Origin of the sequence: Variovorax sp. WS11 (assembly GCF_010499245.1) — a bacterium.
GTDB lineage: Bacteria > Pseudomonadota > Gammaproteobacteria > Burkholderiales > Burkholderiaceae_C > Variovorax.
The window spans coordinates 544,075-568,002 of the sequence record NZ_JAAGOW010000004.1 but is presented as its reverse complement, the minus strand read 5'-3'; the positions used below and the strand labels follow the sequence as shown (position 1 = coordinate 568,002).

Below are 23,928 nucleotides of genomic sequence, written 5' to 3'. Positions count from 1 at the left end.
CGATGGGAAGAACTATCGGCGCCGGGCCCTCGAACGTCCCCCATCCGAAGTTAGGATTTAGATAGGTTTGAAGCGCGCCACAATCGCATCTGCGACGGCAGCACGGCCGTGCTGCACCTGAAGCGCGGCAGCTACCTCGAAGCCCGGCAAGTGTGCATGAGCGGCCTCGAACTGCTCGATCGCAGACTCCACGGCCACCCGGCGCACGCCGGCCTGCTCCATGCCCTGCTGGCAGGCATCGCCTACGAGTTCGACGACATCGGGCCGGCCGTCGACCATATCGAGCGGGCGATGACCAGCGTCGACGAATACGGGCCTGCCGACGCTGTGGTCGTCGCCTACTTGACCCAGGCACGCCTGCAGCGCCTGCGTCACGACGAAGCCAGCGCCCTGGCGATCCTGAAGGAAGGCCAGGCGCTGGGTGAGCGGCGCGGGCTGCGGCGCGTGACCGTGACGCTGGCCGCCGAGGAGTGCAATGACCTGGCCCGCGCCGGGCGTTACGAGGAGGCCCGGGTCGTGGCCACGCGATTCGGCTTCAACCAGCTTCCGTCCGGCAAGACGGCTTCCGACCTGAGCAGCGACAAGGCCTTTCGGGCCGCATCGCGGTTCCTGCTGCAGCAGGCGCCGCGGCTCGTCGTCCAGGCGCTGGGGGGCGCCATCGAGTACTGCCAGCAGCGCAACCTGGCCCACCGCTGGGTCGAGCTGCTGCTGCTTCGCGCGCTGGCGCACAAGCAGGTCGGGGAGTGGGACATCGCGCTAGCCGACCTGCAGACGGCACTCGCCATCGCGGCGCCGAGACAGTACCTGCGCGTGATGCTCGACGAAGCCAATGATCTGCGAGCTCTGATCGATCGTCTGGATCCGGAACGGCTGCGCGGTTCGGAGGCGGCGCCGCTGGCGCGCCGGCTACAGCAGCTGATGCGCAAGCCCGACGGCCAGGGCTCCATCGACGCCCAGGGCCCGGCCGCCGCAATGGAAGAGCTGACCAAGCGCGAGGTAGCGATTCTCAAGCGCCTGGAGTCGGACCTGAGCAACAGGGAGATCGCCGAGGCGATCTTCATCTCGGAGGGCACGCTCAAGTGGCATCTGCACAATATCTACGGCAAGCTCGACGTGAAGAACCGGTCGGGCGCGATGACCCGGGCACGAGCGCTGGGCATGCTTTGAATCGACTTGCCAGGACCGCGTCGCGCCCGCCGCAGGCGGGCACGACACCCTCGACCATCTTCCGTCTCAAGCCAGTCGACCCTCTGCGCGCAAGCCGTGGGCAATTCGCCGAATGCCCGCTTCGCCTTCGCGCAACGCGGCTTCACTCGTGTGCACCGAGTAGTAGCCCATCACCAGTTCGTGCGGATGCTTCACCGCCGAGCCCAGGACAAAGGCGGTATCGCCGTGGGCCACGAAGTCGATCGCCTCACCCGATTCCTCGAACACTGCCAGTTCGCCGGTACCCACCGGCCCACCCGCATCGAGCCAGCCCGCATTGACGGCCACCCAGGCCACCGTGTGGCCGGCGGGCGGCGTGTAGCGCCAGCGCTCGCCGTCCTTCAAACGCACCGCGAGGTAGTTCATCGACGCGGGCGCCGGAATGACACTTTCCGCCTTGCCGTAGCGTCCGAGCAGCACGCGCGCAGGGCCCTCGTGCGGCACCTGCGAGGGCGCGAGGTAAAGGCTTTGGGCGGGTGCATTCTCTTCCGAGGCGGGCAACGCCACCCAGAGCTGGAAGCCACGCAAGCGCGAATCGCCGACGGGCCCGCCGGTGTGCCACACGCCATTGCCGGCGCGCATCCACTCCACGCCGCCGGCGGGCAGCACGCCCTCCATGCCGGTGGTGTCCTCGTAACTCACGTCGCCTTCGTTCATGAAGGTCAGCGTTGCGATGCCCGAGTGGGGATGCATGCCGAAGCCTTTGCGAGCCGCTTCGGGCCTGATGTCGACGAGGTCGAGAAACACGAATGGCTTCAGGAACTCGCCAAGGTCCCCCGGGCTCACGAGCCGCGTGATCGGCCCGTGCGTGCTGCCGGTCGTGCGATGGACGATGGCGCGGGCTTGGGCAGCGAGGACGGCGCTCATGTGGCTTCCCTCGCGGTCTTGAGCACCCCGGCCCACCAGGCCATGTCGTCGAGCAGCCCGTTGGCGGCCTGCGCCAGGTGCGGAAAATCCTCGAAGCGCTTGCCCTGTTGCCAGATTCCCATGAACTCCACCATGCCGATGTGAACGGCATTGCGCACCGGCGCCATCTGCAACTCGACGGCCACCAGCCGAAGCTGCTCGACAGCACGTGCCGCGCCCACGCCGCCGTAGCCCACGAAGCCGATCGGCTTGCGGACGAATTCCTTGTACGCGTAGTCGAAGGCGTTCTTCAGCACCGCGCTCGGGCCATGGTTGTACTCGGGCGTGACCACGATCAGGCCGTCGGTTGTTGCGAGCTTGTCAGCCCAGCGCTGCGCGGCCTCGTTCTTCGCCGGCGCCCAGGCGGGCGACATCGGCTCGTTGAAGAAGGGCAGCGCGTGATCGCGCATGTCGATCAGCTCGAAGGCGAGGTCGGTGCGCTGCTTGGCGACCTCGTGGATCCAGTGCGCGGGCTTCTCGCCGAAGCGGCCTTCGCGAGTCGAGCCGATGACGATGCCGATGCGGGGTTGTTGCTGTTGGGTCATGGTGTCCTTGCGTGTGAGTCGAGGGCTGGGAGCCCGATGCACAGAAGATTAGGGTCGCACCCATTGATCGACTAGACGGCACAATCGGATTGCACTCATCCATCCATAAAGGGAATCACACGTGTTCGACCTGAACGACATCGCCTTGTTTGTGCAGGTGGTGCGCTGCGGCAGCTTTGCCGAGGCGGCGCGGCGGCTGGGCATGCCGTCCAACACCTTGAGCCGGCGCATCCAGCAACTCGAGGCGCGGCTCGGCACGCGGCTGATGCAGCGCTCCACCCGCAAGCTCACGCTCACCAGCGCCGGCCAGGCCTTTCACGAGCGCTGCGCAGGCGCGGTCGACGGGCTGGTCGAAGCCGGCCAGGCGTTGCTGACGGGCAGCCAGGAGCCCAGTGGCCTGGTGCGCGTGGCGGCGACAGCCGATTTCTTCGACTTCTTCCCGATCGAGTGGGTGGCCGACTTCCTGGGCGCGCATCCGCTGGTGCGGCTGGACTTCGTGCTCAGCGACGCCAAGGCCGACCTGATTGCCGAGCAGATCGACGTCGCATTTCGCGGCGGCCCGCTGCGCGACTCGGGCTATGTCGCTCGCCAGCTGCTCGGCGCCCGCAGCGGCATGGTGGCCACCCCGCCTACCTCGCCGCGCGCGGCACGCCGGGCCGGCTGCAAGAGCTGGCGTTACGACTGCGTGACCCCCGCCCACCCCAGCGGCCCTACCACCTGGCACCTGGCCGGCCCGGATGGCGTGGAGGAGGAAGTGCAGGTGGCCGGCCGCTTCACAGGCAACACCGCCCAGGCGCTGCGCAGAGCCACCCTGGCCGGCCTCGGCATCGCGCTACTGCCGCCGGCCATGACCAGGCTCGACATCCAGGCCGGCCTGCTCGTGCCGGTGCTGCCGCAATACCAGCGTACGAGCCCCGGCCTGAGCGTGATCTACCCGAGCCGGCGGCACCTGCCGCTGGCGGTATCGGCGTTCATCGGGTTGGTGTTGGAGAAGCTGAGCGACGAGGAGGCGTTGCCGGACGTGCTCCGATCGGAGCGGGCTGAACGGCACGCACCACGCACCACGAAGGGACGGTCGATCAAGCTGCGGACTCCAGCGTCCTCAGGTCGGTGACCGAGTACGACATCGAGCAGCAGCGCGGCGTGTCTGTTTGTCTTCGGCGCTGAATGCTATTGCGGCAAAACACGCGCGGATTCGCCGCTTCCTTCGACATACACGCGGTCGCCTACATGGAGCTCCGGCACGGCCGCTTGTGTGATCAGGATCAGCACGCCGCTGCGGGTGCGCACGGTGACCTGCTGGCCTGCCAGCGGCTGCTCGTAGCGCTGCTGGATTTCGTCGACTGAGAGGCCCGTGCGCCCCTTTCGGCCGATGCGATCGTCGCCCGACTCGCGGGCGCCGTACTTCTCAAACGCGGGCATCCGCCATCCCAACCCCGGCGAGAACTCCATCCAGCTGCGCTACGCCTATCGTTTTCGCAAGAGAGGAGTGCCGACGCGCGAAGCGGTGTCGCCCGCGTCCAGGGCCCGCGACGTCTTCGATGGCAACTCGCCGAACAGCGCCTTGTACCGTTCGGTGAAATGACTCAGGTGCTCGAAGCCCTGATCCGCCGCCGCCTGCGAGACGCTCAGCTGAGCCTGGCGCGTCGACATCAGTCGCGTTCGAACGAGGTTGAGCCTCAAGCCCCGCAGGTAGTGCAAAGGGCTCGTGTCCGCAACCTGCCGGAAGCTGTGCTGAAGGCTGCGGCGGCTGGTGCGAAGACGCCGGCAGAGCGCTTCGACGTTCGGCGGCGTGTCGCCACTCGCCGCCACGATGCGATGGCATTCTTCGACGATGTAGCCGGCAGAAGCGCTCGATTGGGCTTCGCGCACGCCGCAGGCATGCCCGAAGAGCGCGCCCAGCGATTCGAAGAGCCCTGTAGACCCCGCCAGGTCGCGGCCGGAGGCGCGAGAGGCGGAATGCCGGGGCAGCGGCTGCCCAAGCATGCCGAGAAGCTGTTTTCGCATCCGCTGCAGCGCGCCGGCAGGGACCCGTACGACTTGACGAGTCAACAGCGCCCTTGACTGCTGCGGCCAAGGCCGCTCGTCGAGCAGGCGAAGGAAGTCCTCCGCCTGGAAGGTGAGCGCGAACAGCTCCATGCCGTTGGCGCGCTGGATGGTGAATTCCTCGCCGCCGCGCAGGAGGAAAAGAAAGTCCTCGTTCAACTCATGCCCCTGCATGCGGGACGTCCCTGCAGCATGGCCGCTGAGTAACGCAAAGCAGATCTGGCCCGCCGGGAGGCAGCCCTGCTGCACCACCCGCTCGCTCATCCACTTGCGAAAGAGGTGCACGCGGCCCGAACTGGCTTCGATCAACGTGCTGCGCATCGTGCCCGGCGACAACTGCACGTAGCGCTGGTTCCACTCCGGCGCCGAAGCGCCGTGCAAGTGGAAGTCATCGAACACGTCGACTCTGACGGGCATCCCGTTCATCCGATTTGCCGATTTGGGCTAACGCGGGCGCCGCGATCGTGCCGATACTGCATCTGGTCTCCCTGCCGTCGAACAAATGTGGAGGTTGAATTGCGCGCTGCCATTGCCTGTTGCCTCGCCTCGGCCGCACTTGCCGCATGCACCATGACTCCCGGCACGGCGCGCCTCGGAGAACGACCACCTGGCGAACGGAATTCTATGAACCTGCAGCAAGTCAAACAAGGCATGGTCGGCGAATGGGTGAGCCTGGCTCCCGAGATTCGCCCCAGCGCGAGCAAGAACCCCGACGGCAGCCTCAAGCCGTTCTACCTGAGGCGCGAGTTCAAGTACCTCGAGGGCGATGTGTTCGAGCTGACCATCGTCAACTCGGCCGATCCGTATGGCGCCGCCCCCTTGGCGCGGATCTTCCTCCGCGGCCACATGCTCTGGCGGGGGGCTCACCCCATCGCCGATGGCGCACAGAAGGTCGACTTCGTGGCGGACGAGGCTTATGAAGTGATGGCCATGCATCCAGGCTTCGCCGACCTGCTCAACAAGGCTGCTGCGCAGGGCTATGACAGGTGGGAAGTGAACAAGCCGCAGAGCATCTTCGGCAAATCGTTCGTCCCGTTCGGGCTCTCGGCGGGGAAGAACTTCATGGAGCACGACCTCGTCTACCTCAACCGCGACCTGCTGTTCTGGGGCGCCCGCAACATCGACGGCCGCGGTTTCGACAAGGAAGAGAACCGGCCCACGAACCTGCAGATTCCGCTCGTGCGGAAATAGCGTCAGGCTCGGAAAAGGCGGCAAGCCCCGTCTATATTGCGGCGTTCGCGCCCGACAAGGGGCAATCGGTCACAACTTCTGACGGGCCGCTTCAACCGGTGACGGCCTGAGCCTCAAGCGGATCGACCGCGGGCGCACCCGCCGCGGGAAAGCGCAGTTCGAAGCGGATCGAGCTCGGTGTAGGGCATGAAGCGCGCACTTCGCCGCCGTGCAGCGCCATGATCGCCTTGACGATCGCGAGTCCGAGGCCATTGGATTCGGTGTAGCGGCTGCGTGCCGCGTCGCCCCGGTAGAAGCGGTCGAACAGGCGCCCGAGTTGTTCGGGCGGAACCGGCGGCCCTTCGTTCTCGACGGCTATCGTCGCCATGTCGCCCTCTTGCTCGCCGATCAGCCGCACCGTTGTCCCCCGCGCGCCGTGGCGCACCGCATTCACGACGAGGTTGTTGATCGCGCGCCGGCACAGCGCCGCATTGACGAAGGCCACACCGGCGGCCCGCACGTCGAACCGGAGCCCGCCCTCATCGGCCGGTCCTTCGAAGTACTCGGCGATCTTCTGAAGCTCGCCGTGCAGCGCCATCGGTTCTCGCTCGATCGCCAGCGAAGCGTGGTCGGCCTGCGCGAGGAACAGGATGTTCTCCGCAATCTGACGCAGCCGGTTCAGCTCTTCGAGGTTCGATTCGAGAAGGTGCTGGTACTCGTCGGCGTTGCGGGCCCGCTGCAGCGCGACCTGCGTCTGCCCGATCAGCGCGCCGATGGGCGTGCGGATCTCGTGCGCGAGATCGGCCGAGAACTGCGAAAGACGCTCGTAGCCCGTGGCAATGCGGTCAAGCATTGCGTTGAACGCGATCACCATGTGCTGCACTTCGCGCGGCGCGTCATGCTCGGGCAGCCGCACGGCAAGATTGATCGGGTTGATCGAGGCCGCCTTCTCTGCCACCCGGCGTAGCGGCCGCAGGCCGTGCCGCAGTACCAGGTAAGCGAGCAGGGTCGAGGCGAGCATCGCGAAGAGCGCGCCGAAGACCACGCGATCGCGGTTGGCGCGAATCATCTTCACCTCGTTGGTCAGAGGGTGGCCGGCCACCACCTCCACCATGTCGCCATCGCGGCCCGAACGCGCGAGCGCCGCGGCCCAATGCATCGGCACGCCGTCGGCCAACGGGATGGTCAGCACGTCCTTGATCGCCAGGTCCTGATCGTCCGCAGCCGCGGCGAGCGTGCCGGGCACCGGAAAGCGACCGGGGTTGACGTCGATGAAAGGAGCCTCGCCGGGCCGGCGAAGGAGCAGCACGTCGCGCTCGGCGCCGAGCATGGTCTCGAACAGCAACGGCCGGTCGTGCAGGTCAGCGATCGTCTGCACGTTGCTTACCAGGCGGCGGAAGTGCTCGACGCGGCCGATCAGCTGCGTATCGAGGTGTTCGGTGATCGCCGCCCGCGCGGTGTAGAAGAAGTAGGCGCCGAGCACGCTGGTGACGGCACATGCGATGAGGGCGAGCAGCAAGGTGGCGCGCACTGCCAGCGATCGCGGAAGCCACTTCACGGCGCACTCCCGAACGAATAGCCGATGCTGCGCACGGTGTGGATCAACTTCCTTTCGAAGGGCTGGTCGATCTTCGCGCGAAGGCGCTTGATCGCGACGTCGACGACGTTGGTGTCGCTGTCGAAATTCATGTCCCACACTTCGGAGGCGATCAGCGTGCGCGAGAGCGCCTCGCCCTGCCGCTTGATCAGCAGTTGCAGCAGCAGGAATTCCTTGTTGGTCAGCACGATCTCCTTGCCTTCGCGAGTGACCCTGCGGCGCAGCACGTCGAGCTTGAGATCGGCGAATTCGTAGAACTCGGCTTCGCGCACGATGCCCCGGCGCAGCAGCGTGCGAATCCGCAGGACGAGCTCGGTGAACGAAAAGGGCTTGACGAGGTAGTCGTCGGCGCCGAGTTCAAGACCGCGGATGCGGTCGTCCAAGCCGTCGCGCGCGGTGAGGAAGAGCACCGGAAGATCGCGCTTGTCGCGCAAGGCCTGCATGATCTGCCAGCCGTCGATGCCGGGCAGCATCACGTCGAGCACGACGAGGTCATAGGCGTTCTCCAGCGCCAGGTGCAGGCCGTCCGTGCCGGTGCGCGCCAGGTCGACGGCGTAGCCGCTTTCCTTCAGGCCCTTCTTCAAGTAGTCGCCCGTCTTCGGGTCGTCTTCGATAACGAGGATGCTCATGGGCGTTCGGTCGCCATTCTCTCGCGTGGCGCGGCATCGCTTCATTACTTTTTTGTCATCCGGATGTCATGCCCATGAGCCTGGGCGATGCCTAGAGTGGCCTGGTCTCCATTCTCCTCGGCACATCCATGAACACCAAACTCGGAAAACTCCTTCGGACCCTCGCGCTCCCGACATTGATGGCCACCGGCCTGCTCGGCGCCGGCGGCTCCGCACTTGCCCAGACGCCGCCGCCGGTCGGTGTGCGCGGCGCGATTACCGCGGTCAGCAACGACGCGATCAAGGTCCATACCAACCGCGGGGAAGACCTGACGATCAAGATCAACAACGACACGCAGGTTCGCGCGGTCACGCTCGCCAAAGTGACGGACATCAAGCCCGGCAGCTACATCGGAACGGCGGCAACGCCGCTGCCCGACGGTTCGCTGAAGGCGCTCGAGGTGCATGTGTTCCCGCCCGCGATGGCGGGCACCGGCGATGGCCACCGTGCCTGGGACCTTGGACCCAAAAGCACGATGACCAATGGCACGGTCGGCGACCTGGTCGCGGCCAACGGCCGCACGCTGACCCTCAAGTACAAGGGCGGCGAGAAGAAGATCGTCGTGCCGGACGACGTGCCGATCGTCAACCTGGAGCCCGGCGACCGCTCGCTGCTCGCGGTCGGCACGAAGATTGTTCTATTCGCGAAGAAGGCGGCCGATGCAAGCCTGTCGGCAAGCTTTATCTCTGCGGGCAAGGACGGCGTGACGCCGCCGATGTGACGATGAAGAGCGTGATGATTCACCCGCTGGCCGTGCGTGCCGCCCACTGGATCAATGCGATCGCGATGGGCTGCATGCTGATGAGCGGCTGGGCGATCTACAACGCGTCGCCGATCCTGCCGTTCCGGTTTCCCGCCTGGGCGACGCTCGGCGGTTGGCTGGGTGGCGCCATCGCGTGGCACCTAGCGGCGATGTGGCTGCTCGTCGTGAACGGCCTGCTGTATGCGCTCTACGGCATCGCCAGCGGCCACTTCCGCCGCGAGTTCTTCCCGATCCGCGCCGGCGAGCTGCTGCGCGACGCGGGGCGCGCGCTGACGTTCCGGCTTGCGCATGAAGTCGGCCGCTACAACACGGTGCAGCGCTTCGCCTATGTCGTCGTTCTGCTGCTCGGCGTGCTCGTCGTCGCATCGGGGCTGTCGATCTGGAAGCCTGTGCAGCTGGCATGGCTGGCCGGCCTCTTCGGCGGCTTCGACTTCGCGCGCAAGGTGCATTTCGCAGCGATGGCCGGCATCGCCGGATTCATCGCGATCCATCTGCTGCTCGTCCTCCTCGTGCCGCGCACGCTGCTGCCGATGGTCACAGGCCGCCCGCCGGCCTCTCCCCGTACCGCATCATGATCCAGCTCTCCGATCACAGGAAGCAGCTCGTGAACGTGGAGCGACGGCTGCTGCTGCGTTCGTCGCTCTCGGTCGGCGCGCTCTCGATGCTGTCCGGCTGCAACCTGCAGGACGACGACCAGGTCGACAAGGCCCTGTGGGCGTTGTCGCGCTGGAACGATCGCGTGCAGGCCTGGCTCTTCAGCGGCAGCCGCCTCGCGCCGACCTATGCGGCGAGCCAGGTCACGAAGCCGTTCCCGTTCAACGCGTTCTATGCCGAGTTCGACGCGCCCGAAGTCGACGTGTCGAGCTGGCGGCTCGAAGTCTCGGGACTCGTCGCCGACAAGACGGCGTGGACCGTCGAGCGCCTGCGTACGCTGCCGAAAGCCGGGCAGATCACGCGCCACATCTGCATCGAAGGGTGGAGCGCGATCGGTGACTGGCGCGGCGTTCCGCTCAAGACCTTCCTGCAGCGCATCGGCGCCGACACGACGGCGCGTTACGTCGGCTTCAAGTGTGCCGACCGCTATTACTCGAGCCTCGACATGGCCAGCGCGCTGCATCCGCAGACGCTGCTGGCGCTCGACTTCGGCAATGAAGCGCTGCCGACGGCCTACGGCTTCCCGCTGCGGCTGCGTGTGCCGACCAAGCTCGGCTTCAAGAGCGCGAAGCACGTCGCGGCGATCTTCGTGACCAACACGAATCCCGGGGGCTATTGGGAAGACCAGGGATACAACTGGTTCAGCGGCATATGACATTCCCCTCAGGAGAAAAAGTGTCTACCCCTCACCCAAGCGCCCGTTTCCTGTCTGGCATGCAGTCGATCTCCGCGATTGCCTTCGTCAGTCTGATGGGGGGCTGTGGCGCCATGTCGCCCGCCACCGGAAATACGCCTTCAGCAGGCATGGAAGTCACATCCGGCGCTTTTGCCGAGAACGGCCCCATTCCGGCCGAGCACGCGGGCGTCGGTGACTGTGGAGGCAAGAACCTGTCCTTGCCGGTGGCCTGGACCCACCTGCCCGCGAAGGCGAAGTCGGTCGCGGTGTTGTTGTGGGACCCGGACGGCGCCAGCGGCCTCGGCGTATCGCACTGGGTGGCCTACAACATCGCCGCGGAGCGTGGCCAGCTCACGTCGGGCGAAGCCCGGGCGGGCGCAGACTTTTCCATGGGGCCGAACGTCTCGGGCGCGGCGGCCTATCGCGGGATGTGCCCGCCGGCTGGCGACCGACCGCATCACTACACGTTGACCGTGGTGGCGTCCGAGCTTCCGCCAGGAGCGCTGCCCGCCGGTCTGGCGCGCGATGCCTTGCTCGGCGCGCTCCAAGGTCATGCGCTCGGCGGACAGAGCGTGGTCGGGCGATATGGCCGCTGACGCGGCCGGGCTGGGTCGGCTCTCCCTCATGAAGGACCGTCTACGACGCGAGGGGCCTGCGACGAGGTCGCGCGGGCGCCGGCCGCTTGGTATCGGCCGGCATGCGATCAACGAAGGCTTGCCGAAGGAAGTCGATCAGCAAGCGCACGCGGGTGGGCAACCGGTCCCTGCTCGGAAAGAGCGCCGAGATCGGTCGTACATAGGCTTCCTGCCACGCAGGCAGCAGTTGGACGAGGTCGCCATTGCGCAGATCGGCCGCGACGGCATAGTCGGGTAGCAGCCCGATGCCGGCGCCGCAGCGGATGAACTCGCGCGCAGCGATCCCAGAATGCGTCTTGACCGTTGGATGCACGGACAGCACCAAGCGCTGCGCACTCTTCACATGCTCAAGGTGCAGCTTCTCCGGATGCGGAAGCTGTGTGATGCCGACCCAGGGCAGGCGCAACAGATCATCGGGCCCGACCACCCTGGGCGACGTGTTCAGCAGTTGCGGCGAGGCGCACAGCAGCATGCGACAGGGTCCCAGCTCCGCGGCAAACAACCCCGTGTCTGCCAGGCGGCCGACCCGTAGCGCGAGATCAAAGCGCTCCTCGATGATGTTGGACACGGAATCCTCCAGCACGAGGTCGAACGAAACGTCCGGGTGGATCTTCCTGAATGCTGCCAACTGTGCGATCAGGAAGCTGACGCCGAAGTTGTAGGAACAGGTGAGCCGAATCGATCCGCTCGCGCCCACGCGTTGCGACTCCACGGTGGCGAAGGCGCTTTCGCCCGCGGCCACCATCTGGCGGCAGTTCTCGTAGAACGCGCTTCCTTCCTGGGTCAGCGACAGCGCGCGCGTGCTCCGGCTGATGAGCTGCGTGCCGAGCCGTGCTTCCAGGCACGCCACATGGGCGCTGACCACCGATTTGCCGAGGCCCAGCGCCACCGCCGCCTTCGAGAAGGAGCCCTGTTCGACCACCTGCGCGAACACGGCCATGCGATACAGCTCCTTGAGCATTCAGGCCTCCAGGCGAATTTCGATTGTCCGATTCTGCCGCACTCTAATTCCGTTTGTCGCCATCTAGTCTTGTCCCGCCGGAATCTCTATTGTTCGGGCATCGGACAGGACAACTTCTCGCCGCCGGATTCAAAGACCGGCGGCGACAACCAGGAGACAAGAAAATGAGTGGACCTCTCACGGGCATCCGCATCGTGGACATGACGACCATGTTGTCGGGCCCATGGGCAGCGATGATCCTGGCGGATCAGGGCGCCGACGTGATCAAGGTCGAGGTGCCCAACAGCGGCGACCATGTGCGCTCGCTGGGCAACCAGCGTGCCGGCATGTCGGCGATGTTCCTGAACATCAACCGCAACAAGCGCTCGGTCACGGTGGACGTCAAGACCGAGATGGGGCGGGATATCGTTCGCGACCTCGCCAAGAGCGCCGACGTGTTCATGCAGAACTTCCGCCCGGGCGTCGTGGACAGGCTCGGTGTCGGCGAGGCCGACATCCGCGCCGTTGCGCCCGAGATCGTCTATGCCTCGATCAGCGGCTTTGGCGACGTCGGACCATGGGTCGGCAAGCCCGTGTACGACCCCATCATCCAGGCGGTCTCCGGCCTCACCACCGTCCAGGCAGGCTCGGATCTCGAGCGGCCGCGCCTGATCCGGACCGTGCTCCCGGACAAGCTCGCCGCGGTGACGGTGGCCCAGTCGATCTCCGCCGCGCTGGTGTCGAAGCTGAGCACCGGCAAGGGCCAGCACCTGCGCATCTCCATGCTGGACGCCATCCTCTATTTCCTCTGGGCCTCGGACATGGGTGCCCAGACCTACCCGGGCAAGACCATGAGCAACCAGGAAGCCGCAAGTTTCATCGACCTGATCTATGAAACGAAGGACGGCCACATGACGGTCGCGGTGATGAGCAACAAGGAATGGATCGGACTCACCAAGGCGCTCGACCAGCCGCAGTGGCTCGACGACGAGCGCTTCGCGACGCCCGGCGCCAGGGACAAGCATGTCAATGAACGACTGGTCCTGACGCAGGAAATCTTGAAGTCGAGAACAACGGCCGAGTGGATGGCGCGCCTCGAGGCGCATGACGTGCCCTGCGCGCCGGCGCTCACGAGAAACGAAGTGCTGACCCATCCGCAGGTGGTGGCCGCCGGCACGATCGTGGAATTCGAGCATCACGCCGCAGGCCGCCTGCGGCAGGCACGCCCACCCGCGCAGTTCGACCGGACGCCGTCCTCGATCCGGCGCGGCGCCCCGCTTCTCGGCGAGCACACCGACGAGGTGTTGGAGGAACTGGGCTACTCGGAAAGTATGCGTCGCGAACTGCGCACGGCAAGGATCACGGGCAGCGAATATTTGTGCAACAAAGGCTGAAGGAGAAATCTGATGACGAAGAACATTCTGGTGGTTGGTGCCGATCGTGGCATCGCCAATGCGATCTGCCTCCAGCTGCAGGCACGCGACGACCGCGTCATCGCGGCCTGTCTGGGCGACGGCGAGGGCTTCACCGAAGGAGGCGTCGAGACCATCGGCGGCGTGGATGTCACCTCGGGAGAGGCAGTCCACAAGCTGGTTGAGGCACTGGCGGCGCGCAACGCCCGCCTGGACTGGGTGCTGCACGTCGCCGGCGTTCTCGGCCTGGACACGTTCGGCGAGATCGACTACGACGACATGCGCCGGCAGTTCGAAATCAATACGCTGGGGCCGCTGCGCGTTGCCGAGGCCTGCGCGCCATTCCTGGATGCTGGGTCGAAGCTCGGCATCGTGACCAGCCGCGTGGGCTCGCTGGGCGACAACAGCTCAGGCGGCATGTATGCCTACCGCGTCTCGAAGGCGGGCGCCAACATGGTGGCGCTCAACCTGCACCACGATCTGAGCAAGCGCGGCATTGCGGTCGTGGCGCTGCACCCGGGCATGGTCGCGACCGACCTGACCAAGGACTATCCCGGGAACTTCAACTACATCCAGCCCGCGGATGCGGCGCGAGGCCTGATCGCGCGCATGGACGAACTCGAGCTGGCGTCTTCGGGGCAGTTCCGTCACGCCAACGGGGAACAGTTGCTCTGGTAGCAGCGACGCCTTTCCAGCCGCCACCACAACGACGGAGACAAGCGCAATGATCACTCTTTACCAATACATGCCGGCCTGGACCGTGCCCTGCATCAGTCCCTACGTCACCAAGGTGGCGTACTACATGAAGATGGCGGGCCTGCCTTTCGAGGCCAGGCCTCAGGATCTGACCCGGCTCGACAGGGACACCCCGGCCGGCAAGCTGCCCTGCATCGTCGACAGCGACGGGACGAGCGTGAACGACTCGACGCACATCATCGAGTACCTGCAGGGCAAGTACGGCGAAGTCCTTGATGAAGGCGCCACTGCGACCGAACGTGCGCAGATGCACGCCTTCAATCGCATGATCGACGAACACACCTACTGGGTGGCGGTCATCCAGCCGCGCTGGCGCGAGAGCGAGGGCTGGGAGAAGTACGTCCGCATCATCGCCGGCACCGAAGACGTACCGCCTGCACTGCGGGCCTTCGCCGACGATTTCCGCTTCCGCATCCTCAACGAGTTCATGACCGGAGGCTGGGGACGCATGCCCGCGGACGTGATCTACCGGCGGGCACGTGCGGACGTCGACGCAATGTCCGATTTCCTCGGCAGCAAGCCGTTCTTCATGGGCGACACGCCGCGCTGGGTCGATGCACCCGTCCTGTCGATCCTGCGGCATATCGTGGACTCGCCGTTCACGTACGACACGAAGGCGTACGCCACATCGAAGAAGAACCTGCTGGCCTACATGGACCGCATGCAGGAGCGCTTCGGCATCTGAGCAGCGAACCCAGTCCCCGCCGACCTGGACCCGACCCAATGATCGAACTCTACTACTACACCTCCCCCAACGCCCGCAAGGTGTTGATGATGCTCGAGGAGGTTGGCCTGCCCTACGAGGTACTGTGGATCGACATCAGCGCAGGCGATCAGCACAGCGAAGCCTACGCGCTGGTGAACCCGAACCGCAAGATCCCCGCGCTGATCGACTCCGAAGGCCCGGACGGCCAGCCTCTCGCGCTGTTCGAATCCGGGGCCATTCTGCTGTACCTGGCGGAGAAGACCGGCCGGCTGCTTCCGGTCGACCCGGCGAGGCGCTGGAGCACGATCAAGTGGTTGTTCTGGCAGACCTCGAGCCAGGGGCCGCTGCTGGGACAAGCCGCACACTTCGTGAGCCACGCCGCCAACCGCGGTATCGACGTGCAGTACGCGGTGGACCGGTACAAGGGCGAAGCCAACCGCCTGTACGGCGTGCTCGAGTCGCAGCTGAAGGACCGCGAGTACATCGACGGCGAGTTTTCCATCGCCGACATCGCCGCCTTTCCCTGGGTGCGCGTCGCGAAGGGGCAGGGCGTGCTTCTCGACCATTTTCCCAACGTCAAGCGATGGTGCGATGCGGTGGCCGAACGCCCTTCGGCACGCAAGAAGCTCGCGCGCGACAAAGCGACCCGCGAGGCGGCGCGCACGGGCTACTACACGGACGAGACCTGGAAGGTCCTGTTCGGCGGCCATGCGGCCGACCAGTCCACCACATCCATCAGCAACTGAGTAAATCCCATGAACTCTCCCGAAATCCTCCCGTTGCCGATGTGGATCGGCGGCAAGCCCGTTTCCAGCCCAAACAGCATCGCGGTCTCGGACCCCGCCAGCGGCGAAACGTTCGCCCGCGTGCCCGACTGCACGCGCACCCAGCTTGACGACGCCGTAGCGGTAGCGCAGCGCGCATTCGCCGAGTGGAGCCTCGTGCCCGGCGAACGACGCCGTGCAATGGTCAACGCCTTCATCGAGCGCGTGGTCGCCGACACCGACGTGCTCGCCGACCTGATCACCCGGGAGCAAGGAAAGCCCTTGCCCAAGGCCCGCAGCGAGATCGGCTCCGCGGTCTTCTTCTCGCGCGGCTACGCGGCCGTCGAGCTCAAGCCCGAAGTGCTGCGCGACACGCCGCAGCAACGCGCCGAAGTACGGCGCCGCCCGCTGGGCGTGGTCGGCGCGATCACCGCGTGGAACTATCCGGTGCTGCTGGCGATGTGGAAGATCGTCCCCGCCGTGTTGGCCGGCAACACGGTGGTCCTCAAGCCCTCGCCGAACACGCCGGTCGCGACACTGCGACTCGGCGAGCTGGCCCAGGAGATCTTTCCACCGGGGGTGGTCAACGTGGTGTCTGGGGGCAATGACCTGGGCGCCTGGATGACCGAGCACCCCGACATCCGCAAGATCGCCTTCACAGGCTCGGGGCCCACGGGCAAGCGCATCATGGCCAGTGCTGCAGGCAACCTGAAGCGCCTGACGCTCGAACTCGGCGGCAACGACGCCGGCATCGTGCTCGACGACGTGGATCCGGCAGCGATCGCGGCCGACCTGTTCTGGGCCAAGTTCTCGAACTGCGGGCAAGTCTGCGCGGCGCTCAAGCGCATGTACGTGCATCGCAGCGTCTACCGGGCCGTCTGCGACGAACTGGTCAAGGTCGCCGCGACCGTGAAGATCGGCCCAGGGACGCAGGAAGGCGTCGACATCGGCCCGATCCAGAACAAGGCGCAGTACGCGCTGGTCCATGCGATGGTCGACGAGGCCGTCGCCGCCGGGGCCAAGGTGCTTTACCGGAGCCCTGTGCCACCCGGCCCGGGGTTGTTCCTCCCGATCACGATCCTGACCGACGTGACGCCCGAGATGCGTGTCGTGAAAGAAGAGGTCTTCGGGCCGGTGCTCAGCATCACGCCCTACGACGACGAGGAACAAGCCCTGCGCTGGGCCAATCAGGGCGAGTACGGGCTCGGCGGCTCCGTTTGGGGTTCCGACATCGATCGCGCAACCCGACTCGCTGCACGGCTCGACGCCGGCGGCGCCTGGGTCAACCAGCACCCCGCGATGGGCCCGGACATCCCATTCGGCGGCGTCAAGGGCTCGGGCATCGGCGTCGAGCTCGGGCGCCTCGGGCTGGAGGAATACACCTCCGTCCAGGTGCTCAACGTCAAGCGCGCCGCCTGAGCACTTGCCGTTTCCGGCGCCTTCCGACGACTCCCCAACTGGAGACAACCATGAGCTTGCTGAGCCGAGACGACTGGTATGACATCGCCCGCGACGTCGACTGGACGCTGTCGTACGTCGATGAGCGCGAGGCCTTTCCGGAAGCCTGGTCCGGATGCGGGCCCGTGCCGAAGGAGGCCTGGGACGCCTGGGACGAGCCCTACCGCGTCACCTACCGCGACTACGTGCGCGTGCAGCGCGAGAAGGAGTCCGGCGCGCATGCGGTGCGCGAGGCGCTCAAGCGCGCCAACATCTACGAAAAGCTCGACCCCGGCCACACGGCCTCCTCGCAACTGCACATGGGCACCACCTGCATGGTCGAGCAGATGGCGGTCACGATGCAGAGCCGCTTCTGCCGCTTCGCGCCGACGCCACGCTGGCGCAACCTGGGCGTGTTCGGCATGCTCGACGAGATCCGCCACGCGCAGCTCGACCTCGCGTTCTCGCACGACCTGCTCAAGCACGACGAGCGATTCGACTGGTGCAACAAGGCCTTCCACACCAACGAGTGGGGCGTGCTGGCGGTGAAGAACTTTTTCGACGACTGGATGCTGAACGCCAACTGCATCGAAGCCGCGATGGCCACCAGCCTGACCGTCGAGCACGGATTCACCAACATCCAGTTCGTCGCACTCGCGGCCGACGCCATGGAGGCCGGGGATGTCGACTTCTCGAACCTGCTGTCGAGCATCCAGACCGACGAGGCGCGCCATGCGCAGCTCGGTTTCCCGACGCTCGAGGTGCTGATGAAGCACGACCCGAAGCGCGCGCAATACATCTTCGATGTCTCGTTCTGGCGTTCATTCCGCCTGTTCCAGACGCTGACCGGCACCTCGATGGACTACTACACGCCGGTGGCCAAGCGCAAGATGTCCTTCAAGGAGTTCATGCTCGAATGGGTGGTGCACCACCACGAGCGCACGATGAAGGACTACGGGTTGGCCAAGCCCTGGTTCTGGGACACCTTCCTGCACTGCCTGGACCACGGCCACCATGCGATGCACCTCGGCACCTGGTTCTGGCGGCCGACGCTGTTCTGGAAGCCCAATGCCGGCGTCTCGAAGGCCGAGCGCAAGTGGCTCAACGAGAAGTACCCGAACTGGGAGGACAGCTGGGGTGTGCTATGGGACGAGATCATCGCCAACGTCAACCGCGGCGACATGGCGCAGACCTACCCGGAGACGCTGCCGGCGCTGTGCAACGTCACGCAGCTGCCGCTGGGCTCGGCCTGGGACCGCCATCACCTGAAGATGCACACGAGCGAGTACATGGGCCGGCTCTACAACTTTGATTCGGACGTCTCGAAGTGGATCTTCGACAGCGAGCCCGAGCGCTATGCCGGACACACCAACGTGGTCGATCGCTTCCTGCTCGGCGAGATCCAGCCGATGAACCTGGCCGGCGGCCTGCAGTGGATGGGCATCACGCCCGAGGTGATGGGCGACGACGCCCATGAATACCGCTGGGCCGCCGACTACGCGCCGGCGGCAAGGTCGCAGCGCAAGGCAGCCTGAAAAACTCACTTCGATTTCGTGGAGACACACATGGCGTTGTTCCCAATCTACGGCGTATTCCAGGGCGACTTCGTGCCGCACCTGGTGGCAGTCGATACCGACGACACGATGAACCAGGTGGCCGAGAAGATCGCCGTCCACAGCGTTGGGCGGCGCGTCCCGCGCAGGGCTGGTTCCACGGGCTACCGGGTGCAGGTGGGCGAGTGTACGGTGCCGATCGACAGAACGCTGTCCCAGGTGCTGGTCGACCCCGGCCTCAAGCCGCTCGAGTGGGTCACGATCGGCTGGGCCGCCTGATCATGGGAGCGACGATGCCGGAGAACGACGGCGCCCCATTTGTCGAGGTGTGCTCGGCCGACGACCTGTGGATCGGCGAGATGGAGTGCTTCGACGTCGGTGATCGCGAGGTGCTCGTCGCCAACATCGACGGCGAGCTGCATGCCTACGACGGCGTCTGCCCGCACCAGAGCGTGCCACTGGTGGAAGGCGAGCTCAACGGCAAGGTGCTGACCTGCCGCGCGCATCAATGGAGCTTCGACGCCTGTAGCGGCAAGAGCATCAACCCGTCGGGCGAGCGTCTGCAGAAGTTCGCACTGCGCGTAGTTGACGGCAAGGTGTGGATCGCCGCACAGACCACCGACGCATGAGACTTCAATCCAGGAGAGCAAGATGGCAGGCGACCGAGTTTTCATGACCGATTCCGTCCAGTACGACGCAGTCGGACCGATCCTGCGCGCCGGCGAGATCGCCGAAGCCGTGATCGATGCGGTGGAAGAGGACAACCCGGAGTGCGACGTGTTCGTCACCGACCGCGGCGACTACCTCCATATCCACACCCTGCACGACTGCCGGCTGACACGGGCCAGCCTCGAGCGCAGCCTCGGCCGCAGCTACGACCTTGCACGGCTGGAGATCGAGATGCCGGCGTTCTCCGGCCGCATGCAGACCAGCGACCGCGAGTACCGCTGGTACTTCAAGTCTTGACTGTGCCGACACGAGCCGCCGATTCAAAAGACCCCGCCTGGAGACCATCGTGACTTTCCCCATCGCACCCGTCGCGCTGCGCTCGCGCCGCGCCAAGACCTGGTCAAGCTTCGGCCAACTGGGCCGAAAGCCCAGTGAATACGAGGTCGTGACTCACGACATGAACCACACCGTGGGTGCCATCCCGCTGGAGATGGGGCCCGAGGTCCATGGCAACCGCTGGTTGATCCGGCACCGCGACAGCACCGCGTTGAAGGTCGATGCGCTGCACAGCTTCCGCGATCCGGACCAGATGACCTATCGCAAGTACACGCAGGCAATGGATCAGCAGGAGACCTATGTCGACGGCCTGTTGCAGCAGTACGGCGAGGTGCGCGAGAGCGACCGGGGCCTGAATTCGCAGGCACTCGATTTCCTGGCGACGGCGCTCACGCCCGCACGCTATCTGGGCCACGGCCTGCAGATGCTCTCGGCCTACGTCCAGCAGCTCGCGCACTCCAGCTATATCGGCAACTGCGCCGCGTTCCAGACGGCCGACCAACTGCGCCGCGTGCAGCGCGTGGCCTACCGGACGCGCCAGCTTGCCGGTGCGCATCCGCTGCGGGGCTTCGGCACGAATGAACGCGCGACTTGGCAGGACCATCCCGATTGGCAGGCAACGCGTGAAGCGATCGAACGGCTCATGGTTGCCTACGACTGGGACGCGGCATTCGTCGGCCTGAACCTCGTGGTCAAGCCAGTGGTCGACGAACTGTTCCTGAAGGCCTTCGCCGAGGTCGCTCGCCTGCTCGGCGACGAACTCGATGCACTGATCGCGGAGAACCTGTTTCTCGATGCGCAGCGCAGCCGCCGCTGGACCGCCGATGCCTGCCGCGCCATGGTCGAGGCCGACGGAGCCAACGCCTTTGTGCTTCGCGAACGTCTGGCGCAATGGCGGCCGCGCGGCCCAGCCATCATCGAGTCGGCGAGCCGGCTGCTGGCGCGCCATGCGGCGACCGGCATCTCAGCCGCGGCGATTGCCGATGAGGCGTCGAGCGGATGGGCCGAGTTCCTGGCCGACACCGGCCTGGTGCCGGAAGCCTGACTCGGAACCACTGCGACCATGAACCCCATCGACCCGGCCGTCGCGGGCCGCACGGCTTTCGTTCGCCTGGAACCGAGCGGCGCGCGGCTCTCATGCGCTGCCGGCCAAACCGTGCTCGCGGCAGCGCTGGCCGCCGGCATCGACCTGCCCTACGAATGCGCAAGCGGCAGTTGCGGGAGCTGCCGCGTCCGCCTGGTCGAGGGCTCGGTCAGCCCACTCTGGGCTGGCGCGCCAGGCCTTAGCGAGCGCGACCGGCGCAAAGGCGATCGCATCTTGTGCTGCCAGAGCATCGTGCACGACGACTGCGCGATCCAGGTCCAGCCTCATGCAGGCACGCCACCGGTGCGGCCCGCGAGGTGGCGCACGCGTGTGCGCGAACTGCGCCCGCTCAACCGCAACGTCGTGCATCTCGTTCTGGAGGCGGAGCACGCGGTGGACTTCCTGCCGGGCCAGTTCATGCTCTTCGAGCTGCCGCACGGCATCGGCCGGCGCGCCTACTCGATGGCCAATCTGCCGGGCGTAGACGGGCAGCTCGAGTTCATCATCAAGCGCAAGCCCGGTGGACTCGGGTGCAACTACCTGTTCGATGCGTTGCACGCGGGCGATGCCGTGCACCTCGAAGGGCCCTATGGCCGTGCCTGGCTGCGCGAGGACGGCGCGAACGACATCGTGCTGCTCGCTGGTGGTTCCGGGCTCGCGCCCATCTGGTCGATCGCCCAGGCGGCCCTGCGGCGCTGGCCCCAGCGCCGGCTGCGCCTCTATTTCGGCGCGAACCGAGCCGAGGATCTGTTCTGGCTCGAAGAGATCGAGCAGGCGCGCCGCGTGATGCCCGCACTCGAGGCGAACCTCGTTCTCGTGCAGTCCTCCGCGGCCGATCCGCCCGGTGCCCGCACCGGTCTGGTTGGGGCCGTGATGTCGCAGGACATTGGCAACGCGCTGTCGAACGACCTCTATCTGGCTGGACCTCCCGGGCTGATCGACAGCGTGCTGCGCGACTTCGTCGCCACCGGCAGAGCGCGGGCCGACCGCGTGTTTTTCGATCGATTTCTTTGATGACAACCGAATCTCACTACGAGCTGATCGCCATCGGCGGCGGCAGCGGCGGCCTTGCCGTGGCGCAACGCGCGGCCGAGTACGGCGCCCGCGCAGCGGTCATCGAGCCGGCTCGGCTGGGGGGCACTTGTGTCAATGCCGGATGCGTGCCGAAAAAGGTGCTGTGGCATGCCGCGCACCTCGTGGAAGGTGCCCGCGCCGCGTCGGGATACGGCATCGAGCTGCCACCCGCGCGTGTGGACTGGGGCGAGATGCGCCGGCGACGCGACGCCTACATCTCTCGCCTCAACGGGATCTATGCGCGCAACCTCGAACGGCGCGGCGTGACGTACATCGACGGCTACGCCGTGTTCGAGGACCCGCGCACCTTGCGAGTGGGAGAGCGTTTGTACACCGCCGACCACATCGTCGTGGCCACCGGCGGGCGACCGAAGCTCCCCTTGATTCCCGGGGCCCGCCTGGGCTTGAACTCCGACGACTTCTTCGCGCTCGACGCCCGACCCGAGCGCGTGGCGGTCGTGGGCAGCGGCTACATTGCCGTCGAGTTGGCTGGGCTGCTGAATGCCTTCGGCTCGCGAGTCGAGCAGCTGTTGCGGCAAGACACCGTGCTGCGCGATTTCGATGTGTTGGTACAGACGGCACTCATGCGCGAGATGGGCGCATCGGGTGTCGCCTTTCTCACAACCACGGTGCCGGCGAGCCTGGAACGCGGCGCGGATGGCATCGTGCTGAACGCGGAGGATGGGCGCCGGCTGGGACCCTACGACGCGGTGTTCTGGGCCATCGGGCGAGAACCGGCAACGACAGGCCTGCAACTGGAGCGCGCCGGTCTCGCTACCGATGCGTCCGGCTTCCTGCGCACCGACGCTTATCAGCGCACGCCGGTCGCCGGCATCCATGCCATCGGCGATGTCACGGGCCGTGCCGCGCTCACGCCCGTTGCGATTGCGGCCGGCCGGCGTTTGGCCGATCGCCTGTTCGGCGGCCTGCCCGCGCGGCGCCTGGACTACGAGTGCGTTCCGACGGTCGTGTTTTCGCATCCGCCGGTCGGCACCGTCGGACTTACCGAAGCGCAGGCACGCGCTCGGCACGACACGGTCGAGGTCAAGAGAACCGCTTTCGTCCCCATGTACTATGCCCTCACCGAACGCCGCCAACGCTGCGAGATGAAGCTGGTACTCGCCGGCGACAAGCGACGGGTTGTCGGCTGCCACATCGTCGGCGACGGCGCCGACGAGATGCTTCAGGGGTTCGCGGTGGCCGTGCGAATGCGCGCTACGCTCGAGGACTTTCAGGACACCGTGGCCATCCACCCCACCAACGCCGAAGAGATGGTGACCATGCGCTGAGCCGCCAGTGGCGTTCGCCGAAGTCACCACGATGGGCGGGACTGCGGTGGGTGGTCGCGCTGCTGCTGAATATCGGGTTGCCCACGGGCGCCCGAGCCGGCCGGTCAGACCCGCGCGGCCAGGAAATCGAGAAAGCAGGCGATGCGCGCCGCCAGCATCGTGTTGCGGTAGTACACCGCATTGATCCCCTGGCGCACGTCCGCCGTTTCGTGCGCGAGCACCTGCACCAGCGCGCCACGCTCGCGATCGGCGGTGGTCATGAAGTCCGACAGGCACACCAGGCCCGCGCCCTCCAGCGCCAGCTGCCTGAGCGTCTCGCCGCTCGATGCCCTGATGGCCGGCACGATCTGCCATTCGTCACCATGCGCGCCGCGCAACGGCCAGCGGTTGAGCGACTCCGGCTGCGTGAAGCCCAGCAGCGTGTGCTTCGTCAGCGCCGCCACGTTGCGGGGCCGCCCGTGCTTCTCCAGGTAGCCGGGGCTGGCAAGCACGCGGATGCGGCTGGTGCCGAGCGGACGCGCATGAAGCGTCGAATCGCCCAACTCGCCGATGCGGATGGCGACATCGGTGCGGCGCTCCAGCAGGTCGATGTTGAGCTCGTCGGTGTCCAGCTCCAACGTGATGAGGGGATAGCTGCGCCGGAACTCCGGCACCAGCGGCACGATGACGTGGAGCATGAAGGGCGTCGCCGCATTCACCCGCAGCAGGCCTGCGGGCTGCTGGCGGCGCGCGACCATCTGTTCCTCGGCGTTGTCGATCGACGAGAGGATGGCGCGCGCATGTGCGAGGAAGGCCGCGCCCTCCTCCGTGAGCTCCATGCGGCGCGTCGTGCGGCGCAACAGCGTGGTGTCGAGCTTCGTCTCCAGGCGGCCGAGCGCACGGCTCACGCCGGAGACGGTCTGCTCCAGCTGCTCCGCCGCGGCGGTGATGGAGCCGGAATGGACGACGGCGACGAAAGCCTGCAGCTCCTCGAGCGTGGTCTTCATGGCATTCTTGATTTCGAATCAATAGTGTAGTGATGACTATGCGCTTTTTCTGCGA

27 protein-coding genes and 1 pseudogene are annotated in these 23,928 nt (G+C 66.3%); 20 read left to right on the top strand and 8 right to left on the bottom strand.

All coding sequences use genetic code 11. The features are described 5' to 3' along the window. Window positions 1-108 precede the first annotated feature (108 nt). Window positions 109-1,167 carry a LuxR C-terminal-related transcriptional regulator gene (locus tag GXN78_RS32115; RefSeq protein ID WP_106554493.1) on the top strand — a complete coding sequence of 353 codons (1,059 nt, stop codon included), beginning with the start codon at window positions 109-111 and terminating at the stop codon, window positions 1,165-1,167. 66 nt (window positions 1,168-1,233) lie between these two features. On the opposite strand, the gene GXN78_RS32110 is transcribed toward GXN78_RS32115, so the two are convergent. Together GXN78_RS32110 and GXN78_RS32105 are read right to left on the bottom strand one after the other, a co-directional pair. Further along, window positions 1,234-2,073 (bottom strand): pirin family protein, encoded by an 840-nt coding sequence (locus tag GXN78_RS32110; RefSeq protein WP_106554494.1) that lies wholly within the window; start codon window positions 2,071-2,073, stop codon window positions 1,234-1,236. After that, window positions 2,070-2,657, bottom strand: a complete 588-nt coding sequence (locus GXN78_RS32105) for an NAD(P)H-dependent oxidoreductase (protein WP_106554495.1) — start codon at window positions 2,655-2,657, stop codon at window positions 2,070-2,072. The genes GXN78_RS32110 and GXN78_RS32105 overlap by 4 nt, the downstream gene beginning before the upstream one ends. A 121-nt stretch (window positions 2,658-2,778) precedes the next feature. Here GXN78_RS32105 and GXN78_RS32100 point away from each other — a divergent pair, with 121 nt between their 5' ends. After that, on the top strand, window positions 2,779-3,771 hold the full coding sequence (locus GXN78_RS32100; protein ID WP_239142975.1) for a LysR family transcriptional regulator: 993 nt from the start codon (window positions 2,779-2,781) through the stop codon (window positions 3,769-3,771). A gap of 56 nt (window positions 3,772-3,827) precedes the next feature. Here GXN78_RS32100 and GXN78_RS32095 read toward each other — a convergent pair whose 3' ends face one another. Continuing rightward, entirely contained in the window at window positions 3,828-4,109 is a 282-nt protein-coding gene (locus GXN78_RS32095) for a hypothetical protein (protein ID WP_164255854.1), read from the bottom strand. Here GXN78_RS32095 and GXN78_RS42285 point away from each other — a divergent pair. After that, the gene (locus GXN78_RS42285) at window positions 4,030-4,242 is read left to right on the top strand and encodes an acyloxyacyl hydrolase (RefSeq protein WP_258186947.1); all 213 of its coding nucleotides are present in this window, start codon (window positions 4,030-4,032) and stop codon (window positions 4,240-4,242) included. The genes GXN78_RS32095 and GXN78_RS42285 overlap by 80 nt on opposite strands. A 2-nt stretch (window positions 4,243-4,244) precedes the next feature. Here the strand turns inward: GXN78_RS42285 and GXN78_RS42280 are convergent. Then, window positions 4,245-4,643, bottom strand: a pseudogene (locus tag GXN78_RS42280) (helix-turn-helix domain-containing protein); the annotation flags it as partial. Between the two features lie 684 nt (window positions 4,644-5,327). Between GXN78_RS42280 and GXN78_RS32080 the strand changes: the two are divergent. Further along, window positions 5,328-5,894 (top strand): hypothetical protein, encoded by a 567-nt coding sequence (locus tag GXN78_RS32080; protein WP_106554499.1) that lies wholly within the window; start codon window positions 5,328-5,330, stop codon window positions 5,892-5,894. Window positions 5,895-5,985: 91 nt separating this feature from the next. Here the strand turns inward: GXN78_RS32080 and GXN78_RS32075 are convergent, their stop codons facing one another. Continuing rightward, window positions 5,986-7,431: a heavy metal sensor histidine kinase gene (locus tag GXN78_RS32075; protein WP_106554500.1), complete on the bottom strand. Its 1,446-nt coding sequence runs from the start codon at window positions 7,429-7,431 to the stop codon at window positions 5,986-5,988. Continuing rightward, entirely contained in the window at window positions 7,428-8,099 is a 672-nt protein-coding gene (locus GXN78_RS32070) for a heavy metal response regulator transcription factor (protein ID WP_106554501.1), read from the bottom strand. The genes GXN78_RS32075 and GXN78_RS32070 overlap by 4 nt, the downstream gene beginning before the upstream one ends. Window positions 8,100-8,278: 179 nt before the next feature. Between GXN78_RS32070 and GXN78_RS32065 the strand changes: the two genes are divergently transcribed. Genes GXN78_RS32065 through GXN78_RS32050 form a run of 4 tightly spaced genes read left to right on the top strand, consistent with a single transcriptional unit; the run spans window position 8,279 to window position 10,828 of the window. Further along, a complete protein-coding gene (locus GXN78_RS32065; RefSeq protein WP_239142974.1) occupies window positions 8,279-8,860 on the top strand; it encodes a DUF5666 domain-containing protein in 582 nt (193 codons plus the stop codon). Between the two features lie 2 nt (window positions 8,861-8,862). Then, window positions 8,863-9,477: a cytochrome b/b6 domain-containing protein gene (locus tag GXN78_RS32060; protein ID WP_106554503.1), complete on the top strand. Its 615-nt coding sequence runs from the start codon at window positions 8,863-8,865 to the stop codon at window positions 9,475-9,477. Next, window positions 9,474-10,211, top strand: a complete 738-nt coding sequence (locus GXN78_RS32055; protein ID WP_106554504.1) for a molybdopterin-dependent oxidoreductase — start codon at window positions 9,474-9,476, stop codon at window positions 10,209-10,211. The genes GXN78_RS32060 and GXN78_RS32055 overlap by 4 nt, the downstream gene beginning before the upstream one ends. A 59-nt stretch (window positions 10,212-10,270) precedes the next feature. Then, window positions 10,271-10,828: a YbhB/YbcL family Raf kinase inhibitor-like protein gene (locus tag GXN78_RS32050; RefSeq protein WP_239142973.1), complete on the top strand. Its 558-nt coding sequence runs from the start codon at window positions 10,271-10,273 to the stop codon at window positions 10,826-10,828. A 40-nt stretch (window positions 10,829-10,868) separates the two neighbouring features. Here the strand turns inward: GXN78_RS32050 and GXN78_RS32045 are convergent, their stop codons facing one another. After that, a complete protein-coding gene (locus GXN78_RS32045; RefSeq protein ID WP_106554506.1) occupies window positions 10,869-11,828 on the bottom strand; it encodes a LysR family transcriptional regulator in 960 nt (319 codons plus the stop codon). A gap of 164 nt (window positions 11,829-11,992) precedes the next feature. Here GXN78_RS32045 and GXN78_RS32040 point away from each other — a divergent pair, with 164 nt between their 5' ends. Genes GXN78_RS32040 through gorA form a run of 12 tightly spaced genes read left to right on the top strand, consistent with a single transcriptional unit; the run spans window position 11,993 to window position 22,887 of the window. Beyond that, entirely contained in the window at window positions 11,993-13,201 is a 1,209-nt protein-coding gene (locus GXN78_RS32040; protein WP_106554507.1) for a CoA transferase, read from the top strand. A 12-nt stretch (window positions 13,202-13,213) separates the two neighbouring features. Then, window positions 13,214-13,897, top strand: a complete 684-nt coding sequence (locus GXN78_RS32035; protein ID WP_106554508.1) for an SDR family oxidoreductase — start codon at window positions 13,214-13,216, stop codon at window positions 13,895-13,897. A 46-nt stretch (window positions 13,898-13,943) separates the two neighbouring features. Continuing rightward, complete coding sequence (locus tag GXN78_RS32030) at window positions 13,944-14,660, top strand: glutathione S-transferase C-terminal domain-containing protein (RefSeq protein WP_106554509.1); 717 nt, start codon at window positions 13,944-13,946, stop codon at window positions 14,658-14,660. 38 nt (window positions 14,661-14,698) lie between these two features. Beyond that, on the top strand, window positions 14,699-15,427 hold the full coding sequence (locus GXN78_RS32025; protein WP_106554510.1) for a glutathione S-transferase N-terminal domain-containing protein: 729 nt from the start codon (window positions 14,699-14,701) through the stop codon (window positions 15,425-15,427). Between the two features lie 9 nt (window positions 15,428-15,436). Next, window positions 15,437-16,864 carry an aldehyde dehydrogenase family protein gene (locus tag GXN78_RS32020; RefSeq protein WP_106554511.1) on the top strand — a complete coding sequence of 476 codons (1,428 nt, stop codon included), beginning with the start codon at window positions 15,437-15,439 and terminating at the stop codon, window positions 16,862-16,864. Window positions 16,865-16,914: 50 nt separating this feature from the next. Next, on the top strand, window positions 16,915-18,417 hold the full coding sequence (locus tag GXN78_RS32015; protein ID WP_106554512.1) for a YHS domain-containing protein: 1,503 nt from the start codon (window positions 16,915-16,917) through the stop codon (window positions 18,415-18,417). A gap of 30 nt (window positions 18,418-18,447) precedes the next feature. Next, window positions 18,448-18,714 (top strand): toluene-4-monooxygenase system B family protein, encoded by a 267-nt coding sequence (locus GXN78_RS32010; RefSeq protein ID WP_106554513.1) that lies wholly within the window; start codon window positions 18,448-18,450, stop codon window positions 18,712-18,714. 14 nt (window positions 18,715-18,728) lie between these two features. Then, complete coding sequence (locus tag GXN78_RS32005) at window positions 18,729-19,064, top strand: Rieske 2Fe-2S domain-containing protein (RefSeq protein ID WP_106554605.1); 336 nt, start codon at window positions 18,729-18,731, stop codon at window positions 19,062-19,064. 43 nt (window positions 19,065-19,107) lie between these two features. Then, window positions 19,108-19,401: an MmoB/DmpM family protein gene (locus tag GXN78_RS32000; RefSeq protein ID WP_164256033.1), complete on the top strand. Its 294-nt coding sequence runs from the start codon at window positions 19,108-19,110 to the stop codon at window positions 19,399-19,401. A 49-nt stretch (window positions 19,402-19,450) separates the two neighbouring features. Next, a complete protein-coding gene (locus tag GXN78_RS31995) occupies window positions 19,451-20,485 on the top strand; it encodes a toluene hydroxylase (protein ID WP_239143047.1) in 1,035 nt (344 codons plus the stop codon). Between the two features lie 18 nt (window positions 20,486-20,503). Continuing rightward, window positions 20,504-21,538, top strand: a complete 1,035-nt coding sequence (locus GXN78_RS31990) for a 2Fe-2S iron-sulfur cluster binding domain-containing protein (protein WP_106554515.1) — start codon at window positions 20,504-20,506, stop codon at window positions 21,536-21,538. Further along, window positions 21,538-22,887 carry a glutathione-disulfide reductase gene (gene gorA, locus GXN78_RS31985; RefSeq protein ID WP_106554516.1) on the top strand — a complete coding sequence of 450 codons (1,350 nt, stop codon included), beginning with the start codon at window positions 21,538-21,540 and terminating at the stop codon, window positions 22,885-22,887. Before GXN78_RS31990 ends, gorA begins: the two co-directional genes overlap by 1 nt. A gap of 104 nt (window positions 22,888-22,991) precedes the next feature. Here the strand turns inward: gorA and GXN78_RS31980 are convergent, their stop codons facing one another. Then, the gene (locus GXN78_RS31980) at window positions 22,992-23,873 is read right to left on the bottom strand and encodes a LysR family transcriptional regulator (protein ID WP_106554517.1); all 882 of its coding nucleotides are present in this window, start codon (window positions 23,871-23,873) and stop codon (window positions 22,992-22,994) included. Window positions 23,874-23,928 lie beyond the last annotated feature (55 nt).